Source organism: Pseudoalteromonas sp. NCIMB 1079, from assembly GCF_040567695.1.
GTDB classification, from domain to species: Bacteria; Pseudomonadota; Gammaproteobacteria; order Enterobacterales; family Alteromonadaceae; genus Pseudoalteromonas; species Pseudoalteromonas distincta.
The window spans coordinates 238,074-260,663 of record NZ_JBEWZA010000002.1 but is presented as its reverse complement, the minus strand read 5'-3'; the positions used below and the strand labels follow the sequence as shown (position 1 = coordinate 260,663).

General features: G+C 41.4%; 11 protein-coding genes. 4 read left to right on the top strand and 7 right to left on the bottom strand.

The genetic code is table 11. The features are described 5' to 3' along the window. Window position 1: 1 nt before the first annotated feature. The 3 genes from ABX891_RS17865 (at window position 2) to ABX891_RS17855 (ending at window position 3,001) form a co-directional block, all read left to right on the top strand. Complete coding sequence (locus ABX891_RS17865) at window positions 2-490, top strand: TRAP transporter small permease (RefSeq protein ID WP_354630271.1); 489 nt, start codon at window positions 2-4, stop codon at window positions 488-490. Continuing rightward, a complete protein-coding gene (locus ABX891_RS17860; RefSeq protein ID WP_165742666.1) occupies window positions 490-1,791 on the top strand; it encodes a TRAP transporter large permease in 1,302 nt (433 codons plus the stop codon). Before ABX891_RS17865 ends, ABX891_RS17860 begins: the two co-directional genes overlap by 1 nt. A 190-nt stretch (window positions 1,792-1,981) precedes the next feature. Then, the gene (locus ABX891_RS17855) at window positions 1,982-3,001 is read left to right on the top strand and encodes a LacI family DNA-binding transcriptional regulator (RefSeq protein WP_145239108.1); all 1,020 of its coding nucleotides are present in this window, start codon (window positions 1,982-1,984) and stop codon (window positions 2,999-3,001) included. Window positions 3,002-3,609: 608 nt separating this feature from the next. Here the strand turns inward: ABX891_RS17855 and ABX891_RS17850 are convergent. Next, the gene (locus ABX891_RS17850) at window positions 3,610-9,780 is read right to left on the bottom strand and encodes a pectinesterase family protein (protein ID WP_354630270.1); all 6,171 of its coding nucleotides are present in this window, start codon (window positions 9,778-9,780) and stop codon (window positions 3,610-3,612) included. 78 nt (window positions 9,781-9,858) lie between these two features. Continuing rightward, on the bottom strand, window positions 9,859-12,822 hold the full coding sequence (locus tag ABX891_RS17845) for a TonB-dependent receptor (protein WP_354630269.1): 2,964 nt from the start codon (window positions 12,820-12,822) through the stop codon (window positions 9,859-9,861). Between the two features lie 190 nt (window positions 12,823-13,012). On the opposite strand from ABX891_RS17845, the gene ABX891_RS17840 reads away from it, so the two are divergent. Further along, window positions 13,013-14,440, top strand: a complete 1,428-nt coding sequence (locus tag ABX891_RS17840) for a pectate lyase family protein (RefSeq protein WP_309169160.1) — start codon at window positions 13,013-13,015, stop codon at window positions 14,438-14,440. Window positions 14,441-14,525: 85 nt separating this feature from the next. Here the strand turns inward: ABX891_RS17840 and ABX891_RS17835 are convergent, their stop codons facing one another. From ABX891_RS17835 to uxaC, 5 genes are all read right to left on the bottom strand, one after another. Further along, window positions 14,526-15,482: an alpha/beta fold hydrolase gene (locus ABX891_RS17835; RefSeq protein ID WP_354630268.1), complete on the bottom strand. Its 957-nt coding sequence runs from the start codon at window positions 15,480-15,482 to the stop codon at window positions 14,526-14,528. Between the two features lie 6 nt (window positions 15,483-15,488). Next, on the bottom strand, window positions 15,489-17,156 hold the full coding sequence (locus tag ABX891_RS17830; RefSeq protein ID WP_354630267.1) for a glycoside hydrolase family 43 protein: 1,668 nt from the start codon (window positions 17,154-17,156) through the stop codon (window positions 15,489-15,491). Window positions 17,157-17,159: 3 nt separating this feature from the next. Further along, window positions 17,160-18,290, bottom strand: coding sequence for a glycoside hydrolase family 88/105 protein (locus ABX891_RS17825; RefSeq protein ID WP_354630266.1), 1,131 nt, complete (start codon window positions 18,288-18,290; stop codon window positions 17,160-17,162). 192 nt (window positions 18,291-18,482) lie between these two features. Beyond that, window positions 18,483-21,032: a DUF4861 family protein gene (locus ABX891_RS17820; RefSeq protein WP_354630265.1), complete on the bottom strand. Its 2,550-nt coding sequence runs from the start codon at window positions 21,030-21,032 to the stop codon at window positions 18,483-18,485. A gap of 49 nt (window positions 21,033-21,081) precedes the next feature. Further along, a complete protein-coding gene (uxaC, locus tag ABX891_RS17815; protein ID WP_354630264.1) occupies window positions 21,082-22,530 on the bottom strand; it encodes a glucuronate isomerase in 1,449 nt (482 codons plus the stop codon). Window positions 22,531-22,590: the final 60 nt, after the last annotated feature.

Sequence of the window (22,590 nt, the reverse complement as noted above, 5' to 3'; positions counted from 1 at the left end):
AATGCGACAACTCAACACACACTTAAATCGCATCATCGAGCGATTACTGATTTTGGCCATGGTAGCAATTGTAACCGTTGTTTGTTGGCAAGTATTTTCACGATTTATTTTACGTGCACCGAGCTCATACACCGAAGAGTTAGCGCGTTTTATCCTGATTTGGATTGGGGTATTGGGCGCATCTTACGCGTATCGCACTAAAGCACATTTAGGACTTGATCTGTTTTATCAAAAAATGATCCCGTCACTTAGGTATAAGTGTTCATTTTTAATCGAAATCTGCGTGCTGATCACAGCATTAAGTATTTTAGTTTATGGTGGCAGCCAATTGATGATGTTGAGCTTTGAATTAAAGCAAACCTCAGCGGCGCTTGAGATCAACATGGGTTATGTGTATGTCGTTTTACCGCTAAGCGGGGTGTTGATTGTGATTAATTGCATTGAAAACCTGATCAATTATGCACAGCAAACATTCACGGAGGAAGCGTAATGGACTTAACAGCCATCGTTTTAATTATTTGCTTTTTTGCTTTATTGTTTATTAATGTACCTATTTCTTTGTGTATTGCGCTATCAACATTAGCAGCGCTATTAATGCACATTGATTTTACGCCTGCCACCACGACCATAGCCCAGCAAATGGCCGGTGGCATTGATAGTTTCGCATTATTGGCAATCCCATTTTTTATCTTGTCTGGATTGATAATGGGTCAAGGCGGCATTGCTAAACGGCTGATTGAATGTGCTATGGCGATGATAGGCTTTTTACCCGGCGGCTTGGCACTAGTAAATGTAATGTCGTGCATGTTATTTGGTGCAATATCAGGATCTGCCGTTGCAGCCACATCGGCGATTGGTAGTTTTATGGTGCCAGAAATGAAAAAACATGGTTACAGTGCCAGTTTTGCTGCAGCGGTTACCGCAAGTGCAGCGACTACGGGCATGTTAATACCACCGAGTAATATTTTAATTATCTATGCCATCGCCAGTGGTGGGGTGTCGATTGCGGCATTATTTATTGCCGGCTACTTACCGGGAATTTTAGTGGGGCTGGCGTTGATGATTGTTTGCGCTATTTACTCTATTCGCAACAATTACCCTGTAACAGCAAGACTGCCATTTAACATTGTGATGAAAAAAATACTCGCAGCTTTGCCAAGCTTATTGCTTATTTTTATTGTTATTGGCGGCATTATTGGCGGTGTATTTACCGCAACTGAAGCAGGCGCTATTGCCGTTATTTATGCTTTAGTACTGTCGGTATTTATCTACAAAGAAATCAATATAGCTGAAATGCCCGCTATATTACTAAAAGCTTGTGAAACAACGGCTATTGTAATGCTGATCATTGCCGCGTCATCGGGCATGTCGTGGTTATTGTCATACACACATATTCCACAGCTGGTCAGTGAGTTCTTTTTAACACTCAGTGATAATCCGATTTTAATCTTGTTGTTGATCAATCTGATTTTAATTTTGGTTGGCGCGTTTATTGATATGACACCTGCGGTATTGATTTTTACACCGATCTTTTTACCGGTAGCTGAGCAATTTGGTATGTCGCCGATTCAATTTGGTATTATGATTGTATTAAACTTATCAATTGGCTTGGTGTCTCCGCCAGTTGGGAGTGTGCTGTTTGTCAGTTGTGCGGTGGCGAAAACATCGTTACATAAAATAATTAAGCCAATGATGCCGCTGTATGCTGTGATGTTTTTAGTCTTGATGTTGGTCACATATGTACCGGCAATCAGTGAAACGTTACCGCGTTTATTTGGTTTAATCGAGTAACTAACCTGAACTTAGGATAATTTATTTGTCAGCGTTTAGGTTAACTTAATCAAACAAATCTGTGATGGAGCTCTACAGCTCCATTTTTCTTTTAAATCAAAGTAGTCAATGTATAACAAGAGCTGACTAACTACTTCTATGGATCTACGGTTAGTGTTAAACTTTGCAATCATCCTAAATAGGAACTTTTATGTCAGTAACGATTAATGATGTAGCTAAGCTGTGCGGTGTTTCAAAGCGCACAGTTTCACGTGTGATCAACCGTTCTCCCGCTGTGGGTGAAGCGACGCGGGAGCGAGTGCTTAAAATTATCAGCGAAGTTGGTTTTTCTCCTGACAAACAAGCACGGGGGCTGGCATCAAGTCGTTCTTATTTATTAGGTTTAATTTATGATAACCCCGATGCATTGTATATTGATCAGGTGCAACGAGGTGCATTAAGCGTCTGCTCTGAACTTGGCTATGAATTGGTTGTTCATCCTAGTTACTCTAAAAGTGCTGAATTTATCGACGATTGCCTGTCATTTATCTCTCGCTCTAAGCTTGATGGCGTGATTATTTTACCGCCAGTATCTGAAAACAAAGAGTTGGCTGCAGCAATTCGTGAAGCAGGTTGTCCTTATGTGCGCTTAGCATCGGTAGATTTAGATGATGCTGATAATATTGTGGTCTCAGACGAACGCGCAGCAATGAAAGAAATGGCCAGCTACTTGGTTGAACTTGGTCATAAAGACATTGGTTTTATTTCTGGACCGCAAGTTTATCGTTCTTCAATCGAACGCTTAGCTGGATTTTTAGCTGAACTGCAACAATGTAATGTGCAACTGCCAGGAAATCGTATTATTGAAGGCAAAAATAGTTACGAAAGTGGTATTGAGTGCGCTATGACATTGTTAAGCACTGAACCAAGACCAACGGCCATTGTTGCTAACAACGACGAAATGGCGGCTGGGGTATTACGGGTTGCCAGTAATTTAAATATCAAAGTACCAGAACAGCTATCAGTAGCAGGTTTTGATGATAATATTTTGGCTTCACGGATCATTCCATCGCTAACGACTATTCGAAGACCGGTACAAAATATGGCATGTTTAGCGGTACAAAAACTCATCAATAAAAGCCAATCGACACAAAGTGAAAAAATTAAATTAGATGACGTAGTCACTCCTTACTTAGTGAAGCGTGAATCTACCAACAGATGCGCTAAATAGTACCGATTGCCCCCCATAATAACCTTTTTGTTACAGACATATAAAGCGCCTAACTGACAGTAGGGCGCTTACTTCTATCCGTAATCCAATATACTTTTTTGATTTAATTAATGAGTTAATTAAATTTGAGGAGCACCTTTGATAAAATAGCATGAAATATCGCTGTTAAACCAAACGGCCGATATGCTGCTTAAAGCGTAAAATGCATAGCGCTCGTTTTTAATACCTAGAACATTTTAAGTGCTGTAAGCCCCGGCTGATATCAATTGTATTAAGTTACTGACCATTTATAGCGACAGATAAATACAGTGATAACAAGGCAGAAATTTTGATAGGGTGTTCTTGGCAATTACTCCTGCATTGCTCTACATCCTGCATCTATGCAGTCGTACTTGAAAAATTACTAACTCAATTTAATAACGTTAACTTCATGCCCTCGCTCTTTAACCGCAGCGCCTGTTAATCTCTTTGTGAATTATTAACTTGAAGATTTTGTTGCGCAAAGAGAAAGGAATGATATGGATAAAAAAATACCCTTGCTGTGCGGGGCAAGGGTATTGGTAACTATCAAATTGTCTTAAAGCAGCGCTTGGCTGCTCTCATTACAACTACTGAATGGTTATCTCATCCAATGTGATAGTTGCTTCACTTTCCGTTCTGAGAGTGATGAATGAGGTTGCTGTGGCTACCAACCCATCGACGGTGTACGTTTGACCAGGCACGAGCTCTTCAAGTTTTACTGAATAAAACTTTGAAGAGCCGCCATGGATCGAATTAGCGCTACCTGAGGTATTGTTATCTACATATATTTGGAAGCTTTTTGCGGTGTTACCTGCTACAGCCGCGACTTTAAAGCTCACTTGATAGTTGTTACTTAAATCAAGTAGACCCGTTGTGCTTGCATCCGCTGAGGTGGTATTCACCGCAGGGGTGGTATTGGCAATGCTAATACGTGCACCTGTCATGGTTAGTTGCCCAGCGGATACATCGATTGTGCCTGTTACACGATGAAACAGCGGGGTCCCCGTACCCGCTAAACCTGATAGGTCGCGGTAGCTATTACTAAAAAATTCGTCAGCATTTGCTGCGGCAAAATTTTCAGTAAATGGTAAACCAAGCGGCTGTTGCACAGGTGGCTCACTTGGCGCTGCAATGTCTGGGATGTCTAAATCGCTTTGATCTATTTTACCAATACCGGCATGGGCAATAACATGCGCTTTAACGTCCATTACTGGAGTTAACTTATACTCGTAAGGTGCTTGGTATGAGCTGGTGGGTGTCATACCTGTAGCAGTAACCTCTGCTGCCACATCGCCGTCAGCCACATCACCCCAAGTAACGCCTTCACCTAGGTAGTTACCAGAGGTATTCCAATAACCAATTACTTTTGAGTAAAAAGAGACCACAGGATTTTTAGTATGCTCAAAGTAGTTATTCTCAATATGTAGCTCTGCGCCCATTCGTGAGTTAATCGCGCTAGAGGTGATATTGTTATAATAGTTGTTGAATATATGGCCTAGACCAAATCTAAACAACGGAACACGCGATATGATGTTTTCAAAGCGGTTATGGTGAAAGGTAATATGACGATTCTTGTTGCTGCTCGAGTCATCATCACTGTGACCATGGAGTGACGTTTTCCAGCTATCGTGAATATAGTTATATGAAATGGTAATGTTTTCAGCACCCGATTTAGAATCGATTAAACCATCATAATAATCTTGATCAACATTTAACGATGAATAGAGTTCGTTATGATCAATCCAGATATTCGCGGTAGGTTTATTTTCATCACCTTCAATCGAAATACCATCTTTACCGCCGGTAAGTACTTCATGGATTTTTAAGTTTTGGATAATGATGTTATTAGCACGACGAATAGCAATGCCGATACCACTTAGCTCACCACGATCTGCCACACCAATGATTGAGATATTATCCATATCTTTAATTTCGATAGAAGAATTATCGCCGCCACTGTTTGCATCAGTAATGACACCGTCGACATAAATAGTCACTGGAACACCTGATGATTTTGCTTGTGCTAAAGCCGATTTAAGCGCTGTGCCATTATCAACGGTCACGACTGTTCCACCTTCGCCACCGGTTAGGTTAAAATTATAACCAGCAAAACCCAGACTATTATTCACCGGTGTAATTGCAATTGGCTCATCTGGCAAGATTGGGATTGCTAGTGGTTCAGGTGTCCAACCTTGGCCATCATTAAAGCTTGCAAAAATAGCATTACGCTCAAGTAAGTTAACCACGTCGCTGTCTTGCATAATGTAACCGCCAACACGGGCACTTAAATCAAGGGCATTACCTGCTAAATCCATGCTGCCATACTCGCGCCAGCCACTGGTAGCCGTTGCAATTTCTGGATTTGGTGCAGGTTGACTGTTAACACCTTGCACAGCCCAACCTGAGGTTGCAATGTGGGTATCAAACTTATTATTGATAAGCGTTATGTTATCGAAATATGTGTCACTACCACCACTGCGTGCAATATAGGTTGAATTATCTAACACATCATTGCCAATTGGTCCTGGGCCATGAGTAAAACTACTGTTTAAAAAGATAAAGCCAGGATCTGTTTGCACAGGTACGCGTGCTTGTAATACATAGCCTCCAGAGGTGTCTTTCGTTGGGTCATTGTCTTTAGAGTCACCTATAGTGCGTATTTCACTGCTTTCAAATAATGCGGTAACTGGGTAGCCCCAAATAAAGTCAACATTACCAGCAACTAAGCTGTTGTAGAACCAGCTATAACCTTTCAGTAATAGGGTATCTTGTTCGCTAATAAAGCTGGCATTATTAGCCACTAAACGACCATTACTATTAAAGTAAATTGTTTCAGCTTGGTTTGAATCAACCTTGTTACGCAAATGCGTGTTTTTCAATGTTAGGTTGTTGATCACTAACATATCCGCACCTTCAACTAAGAATACACCACGACCGCCACCCGGTGTGCCAGAACCTACAGGCGCACTGCCACCTGAGCCACCATTGAGTGTTTCGAAGTTTTCGTACTGAATAATAGTATTGTCTTGGCTTTGCCCTTGTATAGTTACGTTATTTTTATTACGTAAGAATAGCAGTTCATTATATACACCATCTTTGACTGAAATGGTGGTTTGCTCATCTTTAGCAAGATTTGCCATTGCAAAGTTAAGTGCACCTTGCACGGTTCTAAAGTCAGCTACACCGTCATCATCAACCAATAGTTGATTGCTTGCCGGCGTTGTCACTTTAGTGGTGAACGTCCATTGGCTATTATCACCGAGGCCAATAAAATCAGTACCGTTGAGTTGTGCGCCTAATACCACATCATCACCAATGACAACACGATAAGTATGGCCATATTCAAGCACATTATTATGCGGTTTAATGGTTAAGGTATTGCCTTCAATTGTGAGCGGGTAGTAGTACACAGAGCGGACTTTATCCTGGCCGGTGTAGCCTATCACATCGACATTTTTACCCACTTTGAGGGTATCAACAAGCGTGTTGTCGTTTTGCTTATAAATACGAACTTCACCTAAACTACCAAAGGTAGGGGCGTTATCAAAAGTAAGCGATAATTGGGTATCAACAAATTGGTTATCGCTAGCAATCGCTGGCATTACTTTAGCTGTTAAATCACCATAGTCAGCAGTTGGCATAACAAAGCCTTCTGCAACAGAGACTTTAATAGTACGGATAATACTTGGGTCTGAATCCGATACAAATGTGATCGTTGCATCGCCTGCAGCAATCGGTGTAAGGGTGATCGTATTTGCATCGATGCTTACACTTAGTACTGCATCATTACTTGACGTGACAGTGTAGGTATCAGCTGTGATACCGTCGTTTTTGATTGCTGTGACATTGATCACAAGTGGGTCCATAGTGGTACTGGTATCCCAAGCTGGCTCTTTATAATCAAGGGTTAGCTGAATTGGTTTGATGCTTGGGTCGCCCACTTTTACATCATCAATTTCAAACGAACGATTGTTCGTAAATACCCCAATCAAACCACGCGCGGTATAGCTGGTATCACTAGCCGTGCCCATTTTCTCACCATCTAAGTATACAGTAAGTTGATCATCAATCATCTCAAAGCGAGTGGTGTACCAAACGCCATCTTCTGTAGCCCCTTTTTCACCGAGTAAAATTGGTGATTTTGTTTGCACTGGACGCGAAATTGAGCCTTCACTACTCACGGCAACTTCTACTTGGGTGCTGCTTGATGAGTTTTGCACATTTAGGCCACCAGCGTACCAATTACCGGCGTTTATATAGCGCGCCATTAAGAAAATTTGCTTATTGGCCGTAGTGCTATTTTGACGAGGACGAATTTTTGCCTCTACAAAATAGTTACCCGTCGCAGGCACGTTAGCCATTGCTTCTTCAGTGGCTAAAATGAGCTCACCACCAGCACCACCGGCTGTGTAACGCATCACGTTATTGCCCATAATATCAAGTACATCAAACTCACCCATTGGGGCTTCGGTGTTATCGGGTTTGGCTAAAATTTGCCAATTAGTTAAATCACCATTGGCAAAGTCATCACAAAAATACAGCTCAGCTGCATCTGCGCAGCTAAATACCGATGGATCTTTAACATACTCAATTCTGAGGTTATTGAACACCACAGTGCCGCCAGTTTCGGTACGTAACTGTAAAAATGAGTTTTTAGTCGCAAGTTGACCTGGGACTGTTAAAGTTTGGCCAGCAGTAAGCGAGTTGATTAATTCATTATAAAAGCGAGAGTCATTACCATGGATTGATTTAGAACTGCTTGATGAGTTGTTATCCACATAAATTTGGAATTTATTATCCCCTTCAGGGTCGCTCACACTTACGATATCCATCACCACTTGATAAGGGCGAGACAGATCCAGCGCTCCACTGGTGGTGGTATCAGTTGCTGCTGTTTCAATCCCTGGCGTCGTATTACCTAATGTGAAACGGCCACCATCGAGCTCTAAACCGGTGTCAATAACGGTTACTGAGCCGCCAGTTTTACTAAACATGGGGATTTCATCGCCGTTAGCATCAATAATTTTTTGATGATCAACAGAGAAAATATCTGCAGTGAGCGTGGTAAAGTCAGTGGTGATTGGTAATTCTACCGTTGGGATCTCACCTTCTATAGGCGGATCAATGGGTGGCACAACGGGCGGTTCAACATCTGGCACATCTGTCGCCACCGTTTCAATAGTTAAATTGTCAATGACCATCATGGCAGCTGAATCAGTGCGTATTTGAAAATATGAATTTTTAATCTCAGGATTTAAAATACCACGGGCATCAACATGAGTAAGATCAGCCCCAGTATTTACATCTTCGCCTGGAATGTAGGTATATGAAAACCGTTGACCTGCAGGGGTGTTGGTTTCATTTATGTCTTTACCATAAAACTTTGAAGCGCCACCATGCACTGAATTACTTTGACTGGCAGTATTATTATCAACATAAAGCGATAATCCACCAGCACTATTATGAGAAACAACATCAAAGCTAATGGTAAACCCTTCGCTTAAATTATAAATCCCCACACCTGAGCTATCAGTCGCTGTTGATTCTTTGCCGGGCAGGGTATTACCGATGGTAATACGGTCGCCTTCAAGAATTAGTTGGCCTGCTACATCGTCAATTTTTGCACTACCGCCACTTTTAAAATATAACGGGCCGCTGCCTTGCTCATCCGATAAGCTTTTATAGCTCGATGAGAAAAATGTTTCAGTGTCAGTATCAAACTCTTCAATTAAGGCTAAACCAGCTTGCTGAGCTAAATCGTTGAGTTTGATTAACTCTTCTTGAGCTTGTTGTTCGGAGAACACTAAAATATTGTTTTTAGCATCATCATTACTATCACAAGTAAGCACCAGTGTTGCCAATGCACTTGGATCGCTGGTGGCACAAACACTATAGGTATTATTAACCGTATTATGGGAACGAGAAATTATATACTCTGTGGTAGCTGATTCGCCTTCACCTGAGGTCAGTGCAAGTACGCGATTACCAAATAAAAACGAATAATTGCCTGTTACTGTTTCGCTACCATCCACTACTTGGCTGAATGTGCCACTAAGGTTTGCTTCATCAACGGGTGTTAATATCAACTGTGCAATACTTGCCTCACTGCCTTGTACTAATGGGTTATACAATGTTCCGCTAAAATCGGCAGTATTAAATGCTAAAGGTTGGGTGCTGTTGTATTGCTTAAAAATAAAATCAACAAAGTGCACAATCGCTTGATCAGCTGGAATTAAGGTATTATTAGCTGAGCCTGCATCAGCGAGCCACGCATTAACGTTTGCCTCAAACTCATCGCTACTAAAATAGTCCGTAATCGTTTGTCCTTCGGCTAAAGTCATAACGGCTGCTTGTGCTGCTTGCTCGCTGATGGTGATGCCATTGCTAGGATCACCATCAACATCTAGTGACTGTAATAAACGCAAACTATTAATAACAGCAGGATGAAACACGGTATCTGTCGAAAATAAAGCAAGTGGAGTTAATACATTGGCGGCAGAGACCGTAGGGAAGGTAAGTGCACCAATTGAGAAATCGATAGCTTCACCTCTAAAGTAATCGAATTGTCCATTTGCGTTTGTTACACCATTGCTTATTGATGGGCTGTTGTAGGTTAAACCAGCAACAGGGCTGTCAACAAATACCCCTTGCACTGGTGGTAACGGGGCTTCTTTGACATTGATAGAACTATCTTCACCGCAGCCTGCTAAGATCGCGGTGATCAGCAAACACGATGGTATTTTTATTGTATTATTCATGCATCCCTCCAAGGATGAAAGCGCGTCATTAACGCGTTAATTGTGTGTGAAATTAACGTTTTTCATTATTAGTAGCTGTTAATAAAATTTATAATTCATACCTAACTGGAACGTACGACCATAATCTTCACGTTGATAGAGGATTTCACCACCGGATAAATCATTACCTTTGAAATAACGTAAATCTGCTTCATCGGTTAAGTTAATCGCGTCAAAATACACGCTGAGGCTTTTCGTAAAATCATATTTCACTTTCATATCAAAGGTTAAGATATCGTCTTGGTATATATCAGCCCATGACTTACAGGTATGTGGGTCTGATACAGAAGCTGATACTGGACAAGAGCCAACCTCTTCAAGGATATCTGAGCGGTAATTACTAATTAGGCGTAACGAGAAAGTCTCATCTTCCCAACCAACAGCAATGTTACCGGTGATATCTGCTTGGCCTGGTAGCTGCATTTTGTCTTGACGAATAGTGGCGTCGAGTTCGGCTTCACTTTTTACAAAGGTCATATTACTTTGCCAAAATAAGCCATTTTCGAAGAACTGATTGTAACTAAGCTCAATCCCGTAGACTGTGGCTTTATCACCATTGAGGGTGATATCAACCTGATTTAGAGCAAGATCTTGAGGAATTGCAAAATCAGATACTTGGTTTACAGGTAAAGTAAGCGGGAGCTCATCTATGCTCATTTGAATACCGGTGACATCGACGATGAAGTTATCAATATTTTTGTAAAATACTGCAGCTTCCATAAATAACTCTTTTGATGGATACCAGCCAAACGAAGCGTCAAAGTTATCCGAAGTCATTGCCACCAAATTTGGGTTACCTACTTGTAACGCATTGTCTGGCCCTAAAATATAGCCTTGTAAATCAATTGCGCTTTGTCCATCTGGTGAGTTGTAGCATTCATTAGTCGTTGGATCACATAAACTAATATCACTATCAAAACGCGCATAACCACGCGCTTGCTTAAACGAAGGGCGGGTATAACTAGTCCACAGTGATGTACGAACCAACATTTCAGGATTTGGTTCGTAGCGTATATGAATACTTGGGAAAAATTCACTGTAGGTAATGGATGCCTCAGGTAAAGGTACCGAAATATCTAAGGTGTGATCACCGCCAAAATTCCAATCATCATTTGATAATGACATATAACCGGTTGATGAAAATTCGGTATGTGCATAGCGTACACCGGTAATAACACTGACCTGCTCTGATAGCTGCAGCTCAGTCATAATATAAGCTGCGTAGGTATCTTCGTATAAGGTATAGTCTTCTTTGGTGCTGTCAATTGACACCTCGCCACCGGTGGCACTGTCGCGCGTAATTTTAGTTGAGTCAACTATGTACTCAAGGTCTTCGTTGCTAACAAAAGGATAGGTAAATAAGCCACCCTCAGGAACCGCAAAGTTATAATCAGTAACATTTGAGTTGGCGACTGTAATGCAGGTTTCATCCGTTCCACAATCGAGAGGGTTTATTGCATAGCTCCAGCGATCTTTATCACGGAAGTGTTCGCGTTCGTTATAAGTGCCACCAATTTTAATGAAATTAAGGTACTCAAAATCAAAGTCTTTTTGTAAGTTTAACTTGATACTGGTGACTTCATCAGTGCGGACACTGTCTTCCATAAATAAGTTGTCGTATTCCATATTTGATAAATCGCTGATATCACCATCGGCTTCACCGGCAAAAACATCATTATCTGGAGCTAACGCAAAACCACCTAAGGCAGCAGCTTCTTCAGGAGTTAGCACCTGTGCAACAATATTGTTTTTAGTTGCTTGACCGTAAACGATATTCTCACGCTCACGAAACTGAACTCGGCGATCCCCCACTGATTTATCATCTGTTTTTGAATACGCATATTCATAATCTACGCGTAAAGTGTCGGTAATATAGTTTTCACCACCGATACTGTAATTGGTTGTAGTCGTTTCACCTTCCTGAATGAAAAATTGGTTATAAATATCGATATCAGACAGGACAAACTCTTTTGTATCAGCATTTACATAAATAATTTCATCGGCTTGGTCGCCATTATAAAAGTTATAAAACTCTCTTTGTGCAACGTCATCATCAGTGTAATTAGAGTAGTTACCTCGTATGTAATAAAAACTGTCTGCGGTTGGCTTAAACTCAACATTTAAAGTTGCGGTGGTACGTGTTCGATCAGCAATTTCACGGCGGTTTTCGAGTTGCGCGGGGATCAATATTTCTGGTGCAACACCTAATTGCTCTTCACTGAGGCCAATGCCACCTTGTAAAAAGTTTAATTCTCGAGTGCTATGATGGCGTACCTCATCTACTTGAGTTTTCCTATCTTCATAAGAAAGTGCAAAACCAACGCCTATTTTTTCGTCTAAGAATAGCTGTGTGCCATCAAGGCTAAACTTTGGCGAGTGTTCTTCTCTGAGTTCACTGTATGAATCTTGCAGCTTCATTTTTAGGGTGTTTTTGCCACGGTCATATGCTGAGATAGCTTTGACGTTTACTGCGCCACCTATCGAATTTAGATTCATATCAGGGGTAAGGGTTTTAAATACTTCAATGGCTCCTAATGAATCACTAGTGATACCATCAAGGCCAATTTTACGTTCATCACCCGCACCAGATAGTTCTGCACCATTCATGCTCACCGATACGAATTTAGGACCTAACCCCCGTACTGCAATGTATTTTCCTTCACCTTCACTGCGCTCTAAAGTGACACCAGGAATACGGCGTAATGACTCTGCGACATTTTGATCAACAAAGTTTCCCATGTCATCCGTGGCAATCACTGAGCTAAACGCTTTAGCATCGCGCTCCATGGCACGTGCTTTTAAATCTGCTTGATAAACGCCTGTTACAGCAATGATTTCAATATCATCTTCAGCTTCTACGGTTTTTTTAGCTGCTTTTTTCTCGGCGCTTGTTGTTGGTTTGTCACTTTCTACCTTTGGCTGTGCAGGATCAGTTGTTTGCGCATAAAGTGGCATAGCTACCATTAATGCTGCTGCGATCGTGCTTAATCTCATGCTCTTCATCTTTGTTCCTTTTTCAGGCTTATAATTGTGTGTGCAAGATATGCGATTCCCGTTGATTCAAATCCCAACTTGCCACCGGTGGCAAAATGGAATAACATGAAGTTAACACTGTATTAATGAAACTGTCAATTTACATATTGACAATTTTTTATTTTAACCAGCATTAAAAACGAAATAGCCAAGGAACATTATGCAAGTTCTGAAGAATAATAATTTAAACTATCTCAATATCGTATTACTAAGCATCATCATTGTGTTGACGGTTTTTGTTTCGACTAATTTATACGCTGCACAAGTTAACACACCATTGGCTTTTCCAACGGCAAAAGGATTTGGTAAGTACGCAACTGGGGGCATTAATGGCACGCTTTATAGAGTGACTACATTAGAAGATAATTTAGATAAGCCGCAACCAGGCAGCCTTCGCTATGCAATTGTGCAAAAGCATCCTCGCACTGTCGTATTTGCGGTATCAGGTGTGATCAAATTGGCAGGGGAACTTAAAATATCACATGGTAATATAACCATCGCAGGGCAAACTTCGCCAGGTGGGATTGCCATTGTTGGTGCACCTGTGACGGTTTCATCCGCAGATAATGTGATTATCCGCTACTTACGCTTTCGCTTAGGTACATTTGGTTATGCTGATGATTCATTAACGGTGCGTAACAGTGAGAATGTCATTATTGATCATTGCTCATTGAGTTGGTCAGTGGATGAAACCGCGAGCTTTTATAATAACCGTAACTTTACGTTACAAGATTCAATTATTTCACATAGTTTAAGCCATTCAATTCACCCTAAAGGCGATCATGGTTATGGTGGTATTTGGGGCGGCGCAAATGCGAGCTTTATTAATAACATAATTGCCAATCATGCCAGTAGAACACCAAGGATCAATGGTCATCGGCTTAAATCACCGTACCCACAAAATGAAGAGTTTGTTGAGCTTATCAATAATATTATTTTTAACTGGGGGCATAATAATGTGTATGGATCTGAAAATGGTCGTTTTAACCTGATCAATAATTACTATAAGCCAGGTAAAGCAAGTAAGATCATGCAGTTTGCTGATATTTGGTACTCACCAGAGATCAAAGAAAATCAAGCATATATTATGGGGAATGTACTTGAGAACAATCCACAACTTACTGAGCATAATTATTTAGGTGTAAATTATCGCAAAGCGGTTAAAGCAAAACGCACCATCAGTAATGAGAATAGTCAGTGGTTAAGTGATAAAGCAATCATTACGTCACCTATGCAAACAACGATGGTTTATGTTAGTGCTGAGCAGGCATTTACTGATGCCATTAAAGGGCAACATATAGGTGCAAGTCGTAATGCACATGGCTATTTCCATGACAGTATTGATACGCTTGTTTATCAACAGCTCACTGATAGTGTCGCGATAAATAAAAATGGTTTGATTGATCATGAGTTTGAGCTAATTGGTAATTGGGATGCATATAAACAGGAATTTACAGGTGCTCCCGCAATCGTTGATGCTAATGAAGATGGTGTTGCGGATGATTGGTTCAAACAGCATCAGCCGCAATTAAAAAATGCAACTGCAGCGCAGGTTTTGCAGCAGTACTTAAATTCGCTTAGCGACTAACAAAGAAAGCCTTGATGACTTAAAATAACCATTAACTCATCAAGGCTTTAATTTTAACAACAATAATGATCAACGAGTATAATGATCAACGAGTTTTAGCAAATTGTGCTGTTAAAAAGTCATCAATAACACTGGTCGTAGGCGTTAACCACGGCTGGAATAACCAAAATGAATGCGGCGCATCATCGAACTGGTAAACTTCACTGGGTATATGCAACTCTTGTAACTTTTGTATTGCGCTGTCTCGACCTGCACGAAAGCGTGGCACTGAGCTATTAATGAAAAGTGTCGCAGGCGCGTTTTTATCAATATAGAAAATAGGCGATGCGTCTCGCCAACGCTGTGGGATAGTTTCAAACCTACCTCCCAACCACTTACTGGCTGATGTGACGGCCTTGGCTGGGTTGTTTTCAAAAGGTAGTGCTTCAGGGGACGTGAAGTCACTTAAGCCATCTATATTGATCAGCGCTTGAACATTAAATCGCTTGGAGTTAGTGTCGCTGCTATCAACAACTCCGCCGCTGTAGGCTAACAGCGCGGCTAATTGACCACCTGCAGAGCCACCCGATAAAGCAATCTTAGTGCTGTCTATATTATACTGAGCAGCATTATTTTGAAGCCAATAAAACGCATCAACTAAATCCTCAACTGCTGCAGGATAAGGCGCTTCCTCGCTGAGGCGGTAACTGGGCGCAGCAACAATATAACCACGTTCTACCAGCGCAATTGCAAGTGCTGTCATTAATGCGGGTGTGCCTGATTGCCAGCCACCCCCGTGGATCAATATGATCAAAGGCGCTGTTTGCGTTTGCTGCTTTTGCTGATAAATATCTAAAGTCTGAGCACTGGTTTTAGTTTGTTTGTAAACCAGTGCTTTATGAGCTATGACAGAGTCAGGAACTGTCGTTGCGGGCACCTGCATGTGTGGATAGTGTTTGATTAGTTTTTTATAAGTATTTTCAACGGTGTAATCAGCTGCTATGCATGGCTGAACACATAGCAATAATACGGCAATAAAGTTCAACTTTTGATGTTTAAACATATTCATTTAATCCAAAGTGTCGTAACGGGCATAGTCAAAATCGGCATAGCTGCTAGCGCCAGGCGTGTGCGACAGGCTAAATAAGCCTAACTTAGCACCTACCCAGCGGCCTTTTTTAGCTTGGAAGTGTTCACCAATAATTTGAAACTCAGCACTTGCAGCGGTTCTATAACTAAAAATGGCTGTGGCGCCTGGTTGTAGAACGACTTTTAGTTCAAGATAGGGTTGTGTTAATGGTTGTTGCTCTACGATACTTTCTTTACAGCCTTTTCTCGCATTAAAACAGTGCACATAAACTAGCTGTTGTTCGCCAGTAGAAGATGTTTTGATACCCAGCCATGCATAGTCTTCACCAAATAATATTAGTCCTGAGGAACTAGCAGAGCCTGTTTTGTTAACCTGCAATGTGGTTGTAAAAGCAAACTGTTCTGCAGGGATCTTTTGCAGTAACAAAGAAGGCGTCGACCATAAATTAGTATTATTTTGGGCCGTAATTGGCTGCGAGTATAAGCGTAAAAAGCCGGGGTTGTCTGTCAATGAATACCAGCTGTTACTAGGATTTGCATTCCATTGCCATAATAAGCTTAGCTCAGGGCTGTTGAATTCATCATTGTTCACTATGCTAGTGGGCTGTGGGCTAATTTTGCTTCGAGGCTCAGTGTGCTGTAAAACCGGTTGGCCAGTTCCATTACCATTTTTATCTATGCCTATGATTGGCCAATCATTTTTCCAGTGCATCGGTTGTAAATGGGTGATACGGCCATACGCTTGTTTGCTTTGAAAGTGAATAAACCAGTCCTCATCAAATTGGGTATGAACCCACGCACCTTGATGAGGACCGTTGATCACTGAATTACCTTGTGCCATGACAACTTTGGCTTCATAGGGACCGGTAATATCTTTTGATCTAAATACCGATTGCCAGCCTAAATCTACGCCACCAGCAGGCGCAAAAATATAGTAGTAGCCGTTACGTTTATAAAATTTAGGACCTTCAATGGTGCGATATCCAGGGTGATTTTTACCATCGACAATGTGTGTAAATTTATCACTGACCCAACTCGCGTCATCTTTCATTTCACGTAGTGTGAGTACATTATTAAAGCCAGCACGACTTTTTGCCCATGCATGTATTAAGTAGGTTTTACAATTGTCGTCCCATAGAGGTGCCGGGTCGATCAATCCTTTACCCGCTAAAATAAGCTGTGGGGTTGACCAAGTTCCAGCAGGATCATCTGTTGTGGTTACATAAATACCAAAATCAGGATCAGGGTAAAAAATCCAAAATTTATTATCATGAAAACGGATTGTGGGCGCCCATACGCCGTTGCCATGTTGTACTTTTGCAAAGTGCTCTTGTGGCAGCTGTATTGGCAGTGCATAATTAATTAACTGCCAGTTGACTAAATCGGTAGAGTGTAAAATAGGTAAGCCAGGTGCAGAGTTGAAGCTAGATGCTGTCATGTAATAATCGCCATTAACAGCAACCACATCTGGGTCGGAATAATCGGCATGCAAGATTGGGTTTTTATATTCGCCATTACCTAGATCTGCTTGCCACGGACTTTGAGTGTGTGTTGGCGATAATAATTGCGACTCTTTTGCATAACATTGGCTGCCACTTAAGCAAACAACCAACAGTGCTAAATAGAAATAGTATTTGTTGCTTAGCATCGGTTATTTCTCCATTTCTAAACTAGCAAGAATAAAAGGCCCGACTGCTTTAGGATCGTTCGCACGTACATTTTCACTAATGTAATAAGCAAAGCTGCCATCTCGATAGGGTTTTCCGCCAAGTCCTGCTACTTCACATACTTGTTGGATTGATAAGGTGTTATCTGCTTGTGGTTTAATAAAGTTGCTAACTACAGCATTAAAGGTGTTTTTTGCAATCGCTTGGTAGCTATCAGACAAGTAACCTTGATTAACACCTCTTGCAATCGCATAGCTGAGCATAGCACTGCCTGATGACTCTAAATAATTGCCGTGTAATTCACCTTTATCTGTAATTTGATACCATACACCGGAGTCAGAACGTAGTTTTAGCATGTTATCAATCAATGTATTAAAGCGCTGTGATAGCCACACTTTTTTAGGGTAATCATTCGGTAGTTGATCTAATACATCAACCATTGCCATGGCGTACCAACCGATAGAGCGCGACCAATGATTAGGTGATTGTCCGGTTTTTTTATCTGCCCAACGCTGTTGTTTAGACTCATCCCAGCCATGTACAGGTAAAGCGGTGTCACTGCGATAAGTATGTTTTTCAATTAATTGAAACTGCTTTATAACATCATCATACCGATCTGCTGTCCCAAAGCGGCGGATATATTCGGCATAAAAGGGCGCTGCCATATATAAACCATCAAGCCACATTTGCGAGGTATAGCGTTTTTTATGCCAAAAGTCACCATCAATTGTGCGAGGTTGTAATTTGAACTGTGCATATAGCGTATCGAGGGCAAGGCGATATTTACGGTCTTTTGTTTCATCAAACATAAAAAACAGTAACTTGCCGGCATTGAGCATGTCGAGATTATATTTACTCATTACGTAGGTTTTAATACTGCCATCTTCCATTACTAACGCGTCTACATATTCTTTAATGTAATTGAAATAGCGTTGCTCTGATTGATGCTGGTAGAGCTTGGCAAATGACAGTAACACTAAGCCATGGGTGTAGTCCCAGCGCGGTTCAGTGCGCCAATCAATGGTGTACGCCTGTGGATTACGAGTCATCTCAGAGTTAGCCATTTGCAGGGCATAGCTCAGTGAGTTGTTATTATTTTGCGCAGACACATTCATTATTGAGCAGAATAAGCAGCAGATAAAAAAATGAAATAATATTTTTATTTGCGCTGTCTTTATTGGTTTTAATTATACGCATCATAAATCCTTATGAGCTTAGTGTGCTGATGTTGTTGAAGGGAAGTGAGAGTTAGCCGGTAAGCAAAAATGCGATGAACTTTGCTTACCGGCTGACTAATCTATGACTGGTTAGTTGTTACCAGCTAGAAGCTTAGCTACTTCAAGGCCTGCTAGAATGAAGGGACCATTTCCTTTAGGATCATTATTGCTGACCGGCTCGCTCATATAATAGTGATAACTACCATCACGGCCAAAGCCAAGACCTGCAACATAGCATTGGTTGGTCATACTCACCGTGCCATCACTATGGGCTAATGTAAATTGGTTAAGTAAACCTTGATAGGCTGCAAGCGCGGTGCCTTGATAATCAGCATCGATATAGCCATTATTAAGTGCTTTTGCATAAAAGTAAGCGAACATTGCAGTTGCAGTTGACTCTTGGTAGTTACCTAAAGCCGTTGGTTTGTCTAAAACTTGCCACCATGTGCCGGTATCAGTATCTTGAACTTTGGCTATATCAGTGGCCAACTCTTTTACCATGGCGAGTAAGGTATCGCGTTGCTCTGTGTTTTTTGCTGGGATGTAATCGAGTACATCAACCACTGCCATAGCGAGCCAACCCATACCACGGCCCCAAAACTCTGCGGAAACACCGGTTTGTTTATTCGCCCATGCTTTCTGTTTAGATTCATCCCAACCGTGATAGTACAACCCTGTCTTTGGATCGCGTAGTGCTTCGCGAGTGAGCTTAAATTCGTTTACAACCTCTGAAAAGGTTTCTTGTTGCTGGTGGCCCGTTTCAAATAAGCTACCGTACTGGGCTAAAAAAGGCATACCCATGTAAACGCCATCTAGCCACACTTGATGTTGATATTTGTTTTTGTGCCAAAATGCGCCTTGTGATGTACGTGGCTGTAACTGTAATTGTGCTCGCAAAGCTTTTGCAGCGGATAAGTATTGTTGCTGCTGGGTATCTTGGTATAGCTGAATAAGGTTGCGACCGGGTGGAATATTATCAATATTGAAATTGCTTTGTTTATAGGCGCTGATTTTCCCTTGCTGATCAATAAAGCTGCCAGTAACATGCGCAATCACATCCTTATAAGCTTGTTCATCAGTTGCCAGCCCTAATTGATAATAAGCATAAGGTTGTAAACCGATAATGTCGTATTCAAACTTTGGGCTGCGCTTACGGTTAACATCCCAGCCATTGGCATGGTAGCCTAGTGTTTTTCTTTTCAGCTCTGAATCGGCAAGGGCGCGAGCCCATTCAAGGGCTAATTTATCATTAAGCGGTTGAGTCGTTTTTTTTGCTGTAACTGTGGTATGCAAAGTAATACGTGGTTTAATCGTCAATCTTTCAGCTTGTTGATCAAGGTACTTAATAAAGCTTTCTTTATCGTTGATACCACTTTCAGGTTGCCACACTGAGGCAAAATAGTAATCTACATGCTGTGTACTTTGTCCTTTTGGTTTTAGTACTGCAAGGTAGTTATTTTTATCTTGGTGTACGTCAATAATATCGCCTTTTTTAAAAAAAACCGCCATACCTAACGCTGATTTATCTAAACTTTGATTGCCCCAACTGGCAATATAACTGTAGCCATAATTACTCATTGCATCGAGATCACCTTGAATAAACTCAGTCTCAGGGTGTTTGACCACACCGGCCACTAAATTAGACAAGTCTTTATCAGTGCTCAGTTCTACATGTGCTAAACGTGAGCCGCCATGCATACTAATATTAGCGGTTAAATCTTGCTGTTGATAACTGTTTTGCCAGCCTTGATACTCAATTTGGATACTGGCGCGTAAATCACCATTTTCAATAATCCGCGCTGTGCGTTGGTTCACATCAGCGACATGTTCCAGCTCATCATTACTACCCAGCAAACCAAATCCGCCAGCTCCTAAAGACTTACCCACTTTGAGAATGTCCATTCCCCAATCTTGTTTGTCATGATAAGAGTCATAATCATCAAGGCCAACAGTATGTAACACGGGGGCTGCGGTTAATTTACCAAAAATGTCAAAGCCATTGCGCCAATCAAGGTAAAAACGATAGCCCACTTTATCTGACTCAATACCAGGGCCTTCGTAACGGATCCAATTTGAATGATCGGTGTAATAATCAGGTGGTGTTAACTCATCAACATTTTTAAATTCACCGCCTACATACTCTTTTTTACCTGTACCAACTTGGTGTTTTGGTGGACGAGAATGAGGCTGCCATTGACCACCTTGTTTATGGGCAAGATCAGCTTGAACTCGTTTTGTTTGTGCTGTGATTACTGGTTTACTTTGCTGTGTAATGGTGACTTCAATGGGTTTATCATTTAAATCGACAATAAAATACACACCATCAAGCTCACCGTCCGAGTTTATATCTACTGCTTGGCTAGGTAACACTTGCTGCGCTGTTTTTACAGTTACAGCCGCAGTTTGGCTAAGGCCTAAATCGTAATAGCTAAGATAGATTGGCTCATCAGGGCGCTTAAACGAAGATGGATTAACAATGTCTACTTTAGCAACTAGTGCGCTACTGAGAGAGTTAGTCTCACTTGCTTGCAATGGTTTTTTAAGGTCAGCTTGTTCTTGGCAGGCAGCCAGTAAAAGGCCAGAGCCTAGAGCTGTTACCATCATAATGCGCTTTGATAACAGTGATGTTTTTAAAGTCATGGTGTGTCCTCAATGGTTGAGCCACTTAAATTAAGTGGCTCTATTATTGTTATTTATCGAGATTATATGCTTTTTTCACTAGCCCATAGGTTAGTTGATAAGCGAGTGTCTGCGCAGTGCTTTCACTAATTTGATGATTAGCTACTAATTCAGCCAAGTATCGGCAGTCAACGCGGCGTGCAACATCATGGCGAGCGGGGATAGATAAAAATGCACGGGTGTCGTCATTAAAGCCAACTGTATTGTAAAAACCTGCTGTTTCAGTTGTTTGCTGTCTAAAACGTAGCATACCTGCTGGGCTGTCATGGAACCACCATGCTGGGCCTAATTTTAGGCTAGGGTAGTGACCTGCTAGTGGCGCAAGTTCACGACTATAGGTAGTTTCATCTAACGTAAATAAGATGATTTTAAGATCCGGGTGATTCCCGTATTTACTCAATAGTGGTTTTAACGCATTTACGTATTCAGTTTGGCTTGGAATATCACAGCCTTTATCACGGCCAAATTGATCAAATACCGCTTGGTTATGATTACGATGGGCACCAGGGTGAATTTGCATCACTAAGCCGTCTTTAATGCTCATACCTGCAAGTTCAGTAAGCATTTGACCTCGGAATAACTCTTGCTCTTGCTCAGATGAATTGCCTGTTCGGCATTTTTCAAATAATGCTTCACACTCAGCTGTAGATAAGTCAGCAGTTAATGCAGTAGGGTGGCCATGATCGGTTGCTGTTGCACGGCCTTCAATACGGAAGTAATCACGACGTATTTGAATTGCTGCTAAATAACCTTGCCAAGTTGATGTATCTTGGTCGGTTATCTCACCAAGTTTAATTACGTTGTCGATAAAATCTTCGCGGCTTGCATCAACCACATCATCCGGTCTAAAGGTGGTGATCACACGTTTTGCCATTGCAGAGCCTGCAATTGCACGGTGGTGCGGGAGTTGATCAAGAGCACCTTCGGTTGTGGCAATCAGTTCAATGTTAAAGCGGTCCATCAGTGCATGAGGCTTGAACTCAGGTGTTGCTAACGCAGCTGTAATTTTTTGATAATAGTGCTGACCATTTTCCGAGCAAAGTTTTTCAGTAAAACCAAATACATCGCTGAATACGGCATCAAGCCAATAGCCGCTAGGTGTGCCTGCGTATAGATGATAGTTATCAGCAAAAATTTGCCATACTTTTTCAGGTTCAGCTGCTTTAGAGCGAGCCATATCGCCTTGAAGGCCATGTTCTGGCACACCTAAATCAGTCATTGGGATACCTTGACTGTAGAGCATTCTAAACACATAGTGATCGGGTTTTATAAACAGCTCGGTTGCATTGCCGAAGTTTTCATTTTCATTAAACCAACGTGGATCAGTGTGACCGTGTGGGCTAACAATCGGTAAGTCTTTAATTGATTCATATAACTTTCTAGCGATAGCAACGACGCTAGGATCGCTTGAAAATAAACGATCTGGGTGCAACTCTAAAGGTTCGATATTGCTCGGCATTGAAGATTCCTTAACTGTTCTGCTTGTATTTTGCCACCGGTGGCATGTAAGGGTAAATTA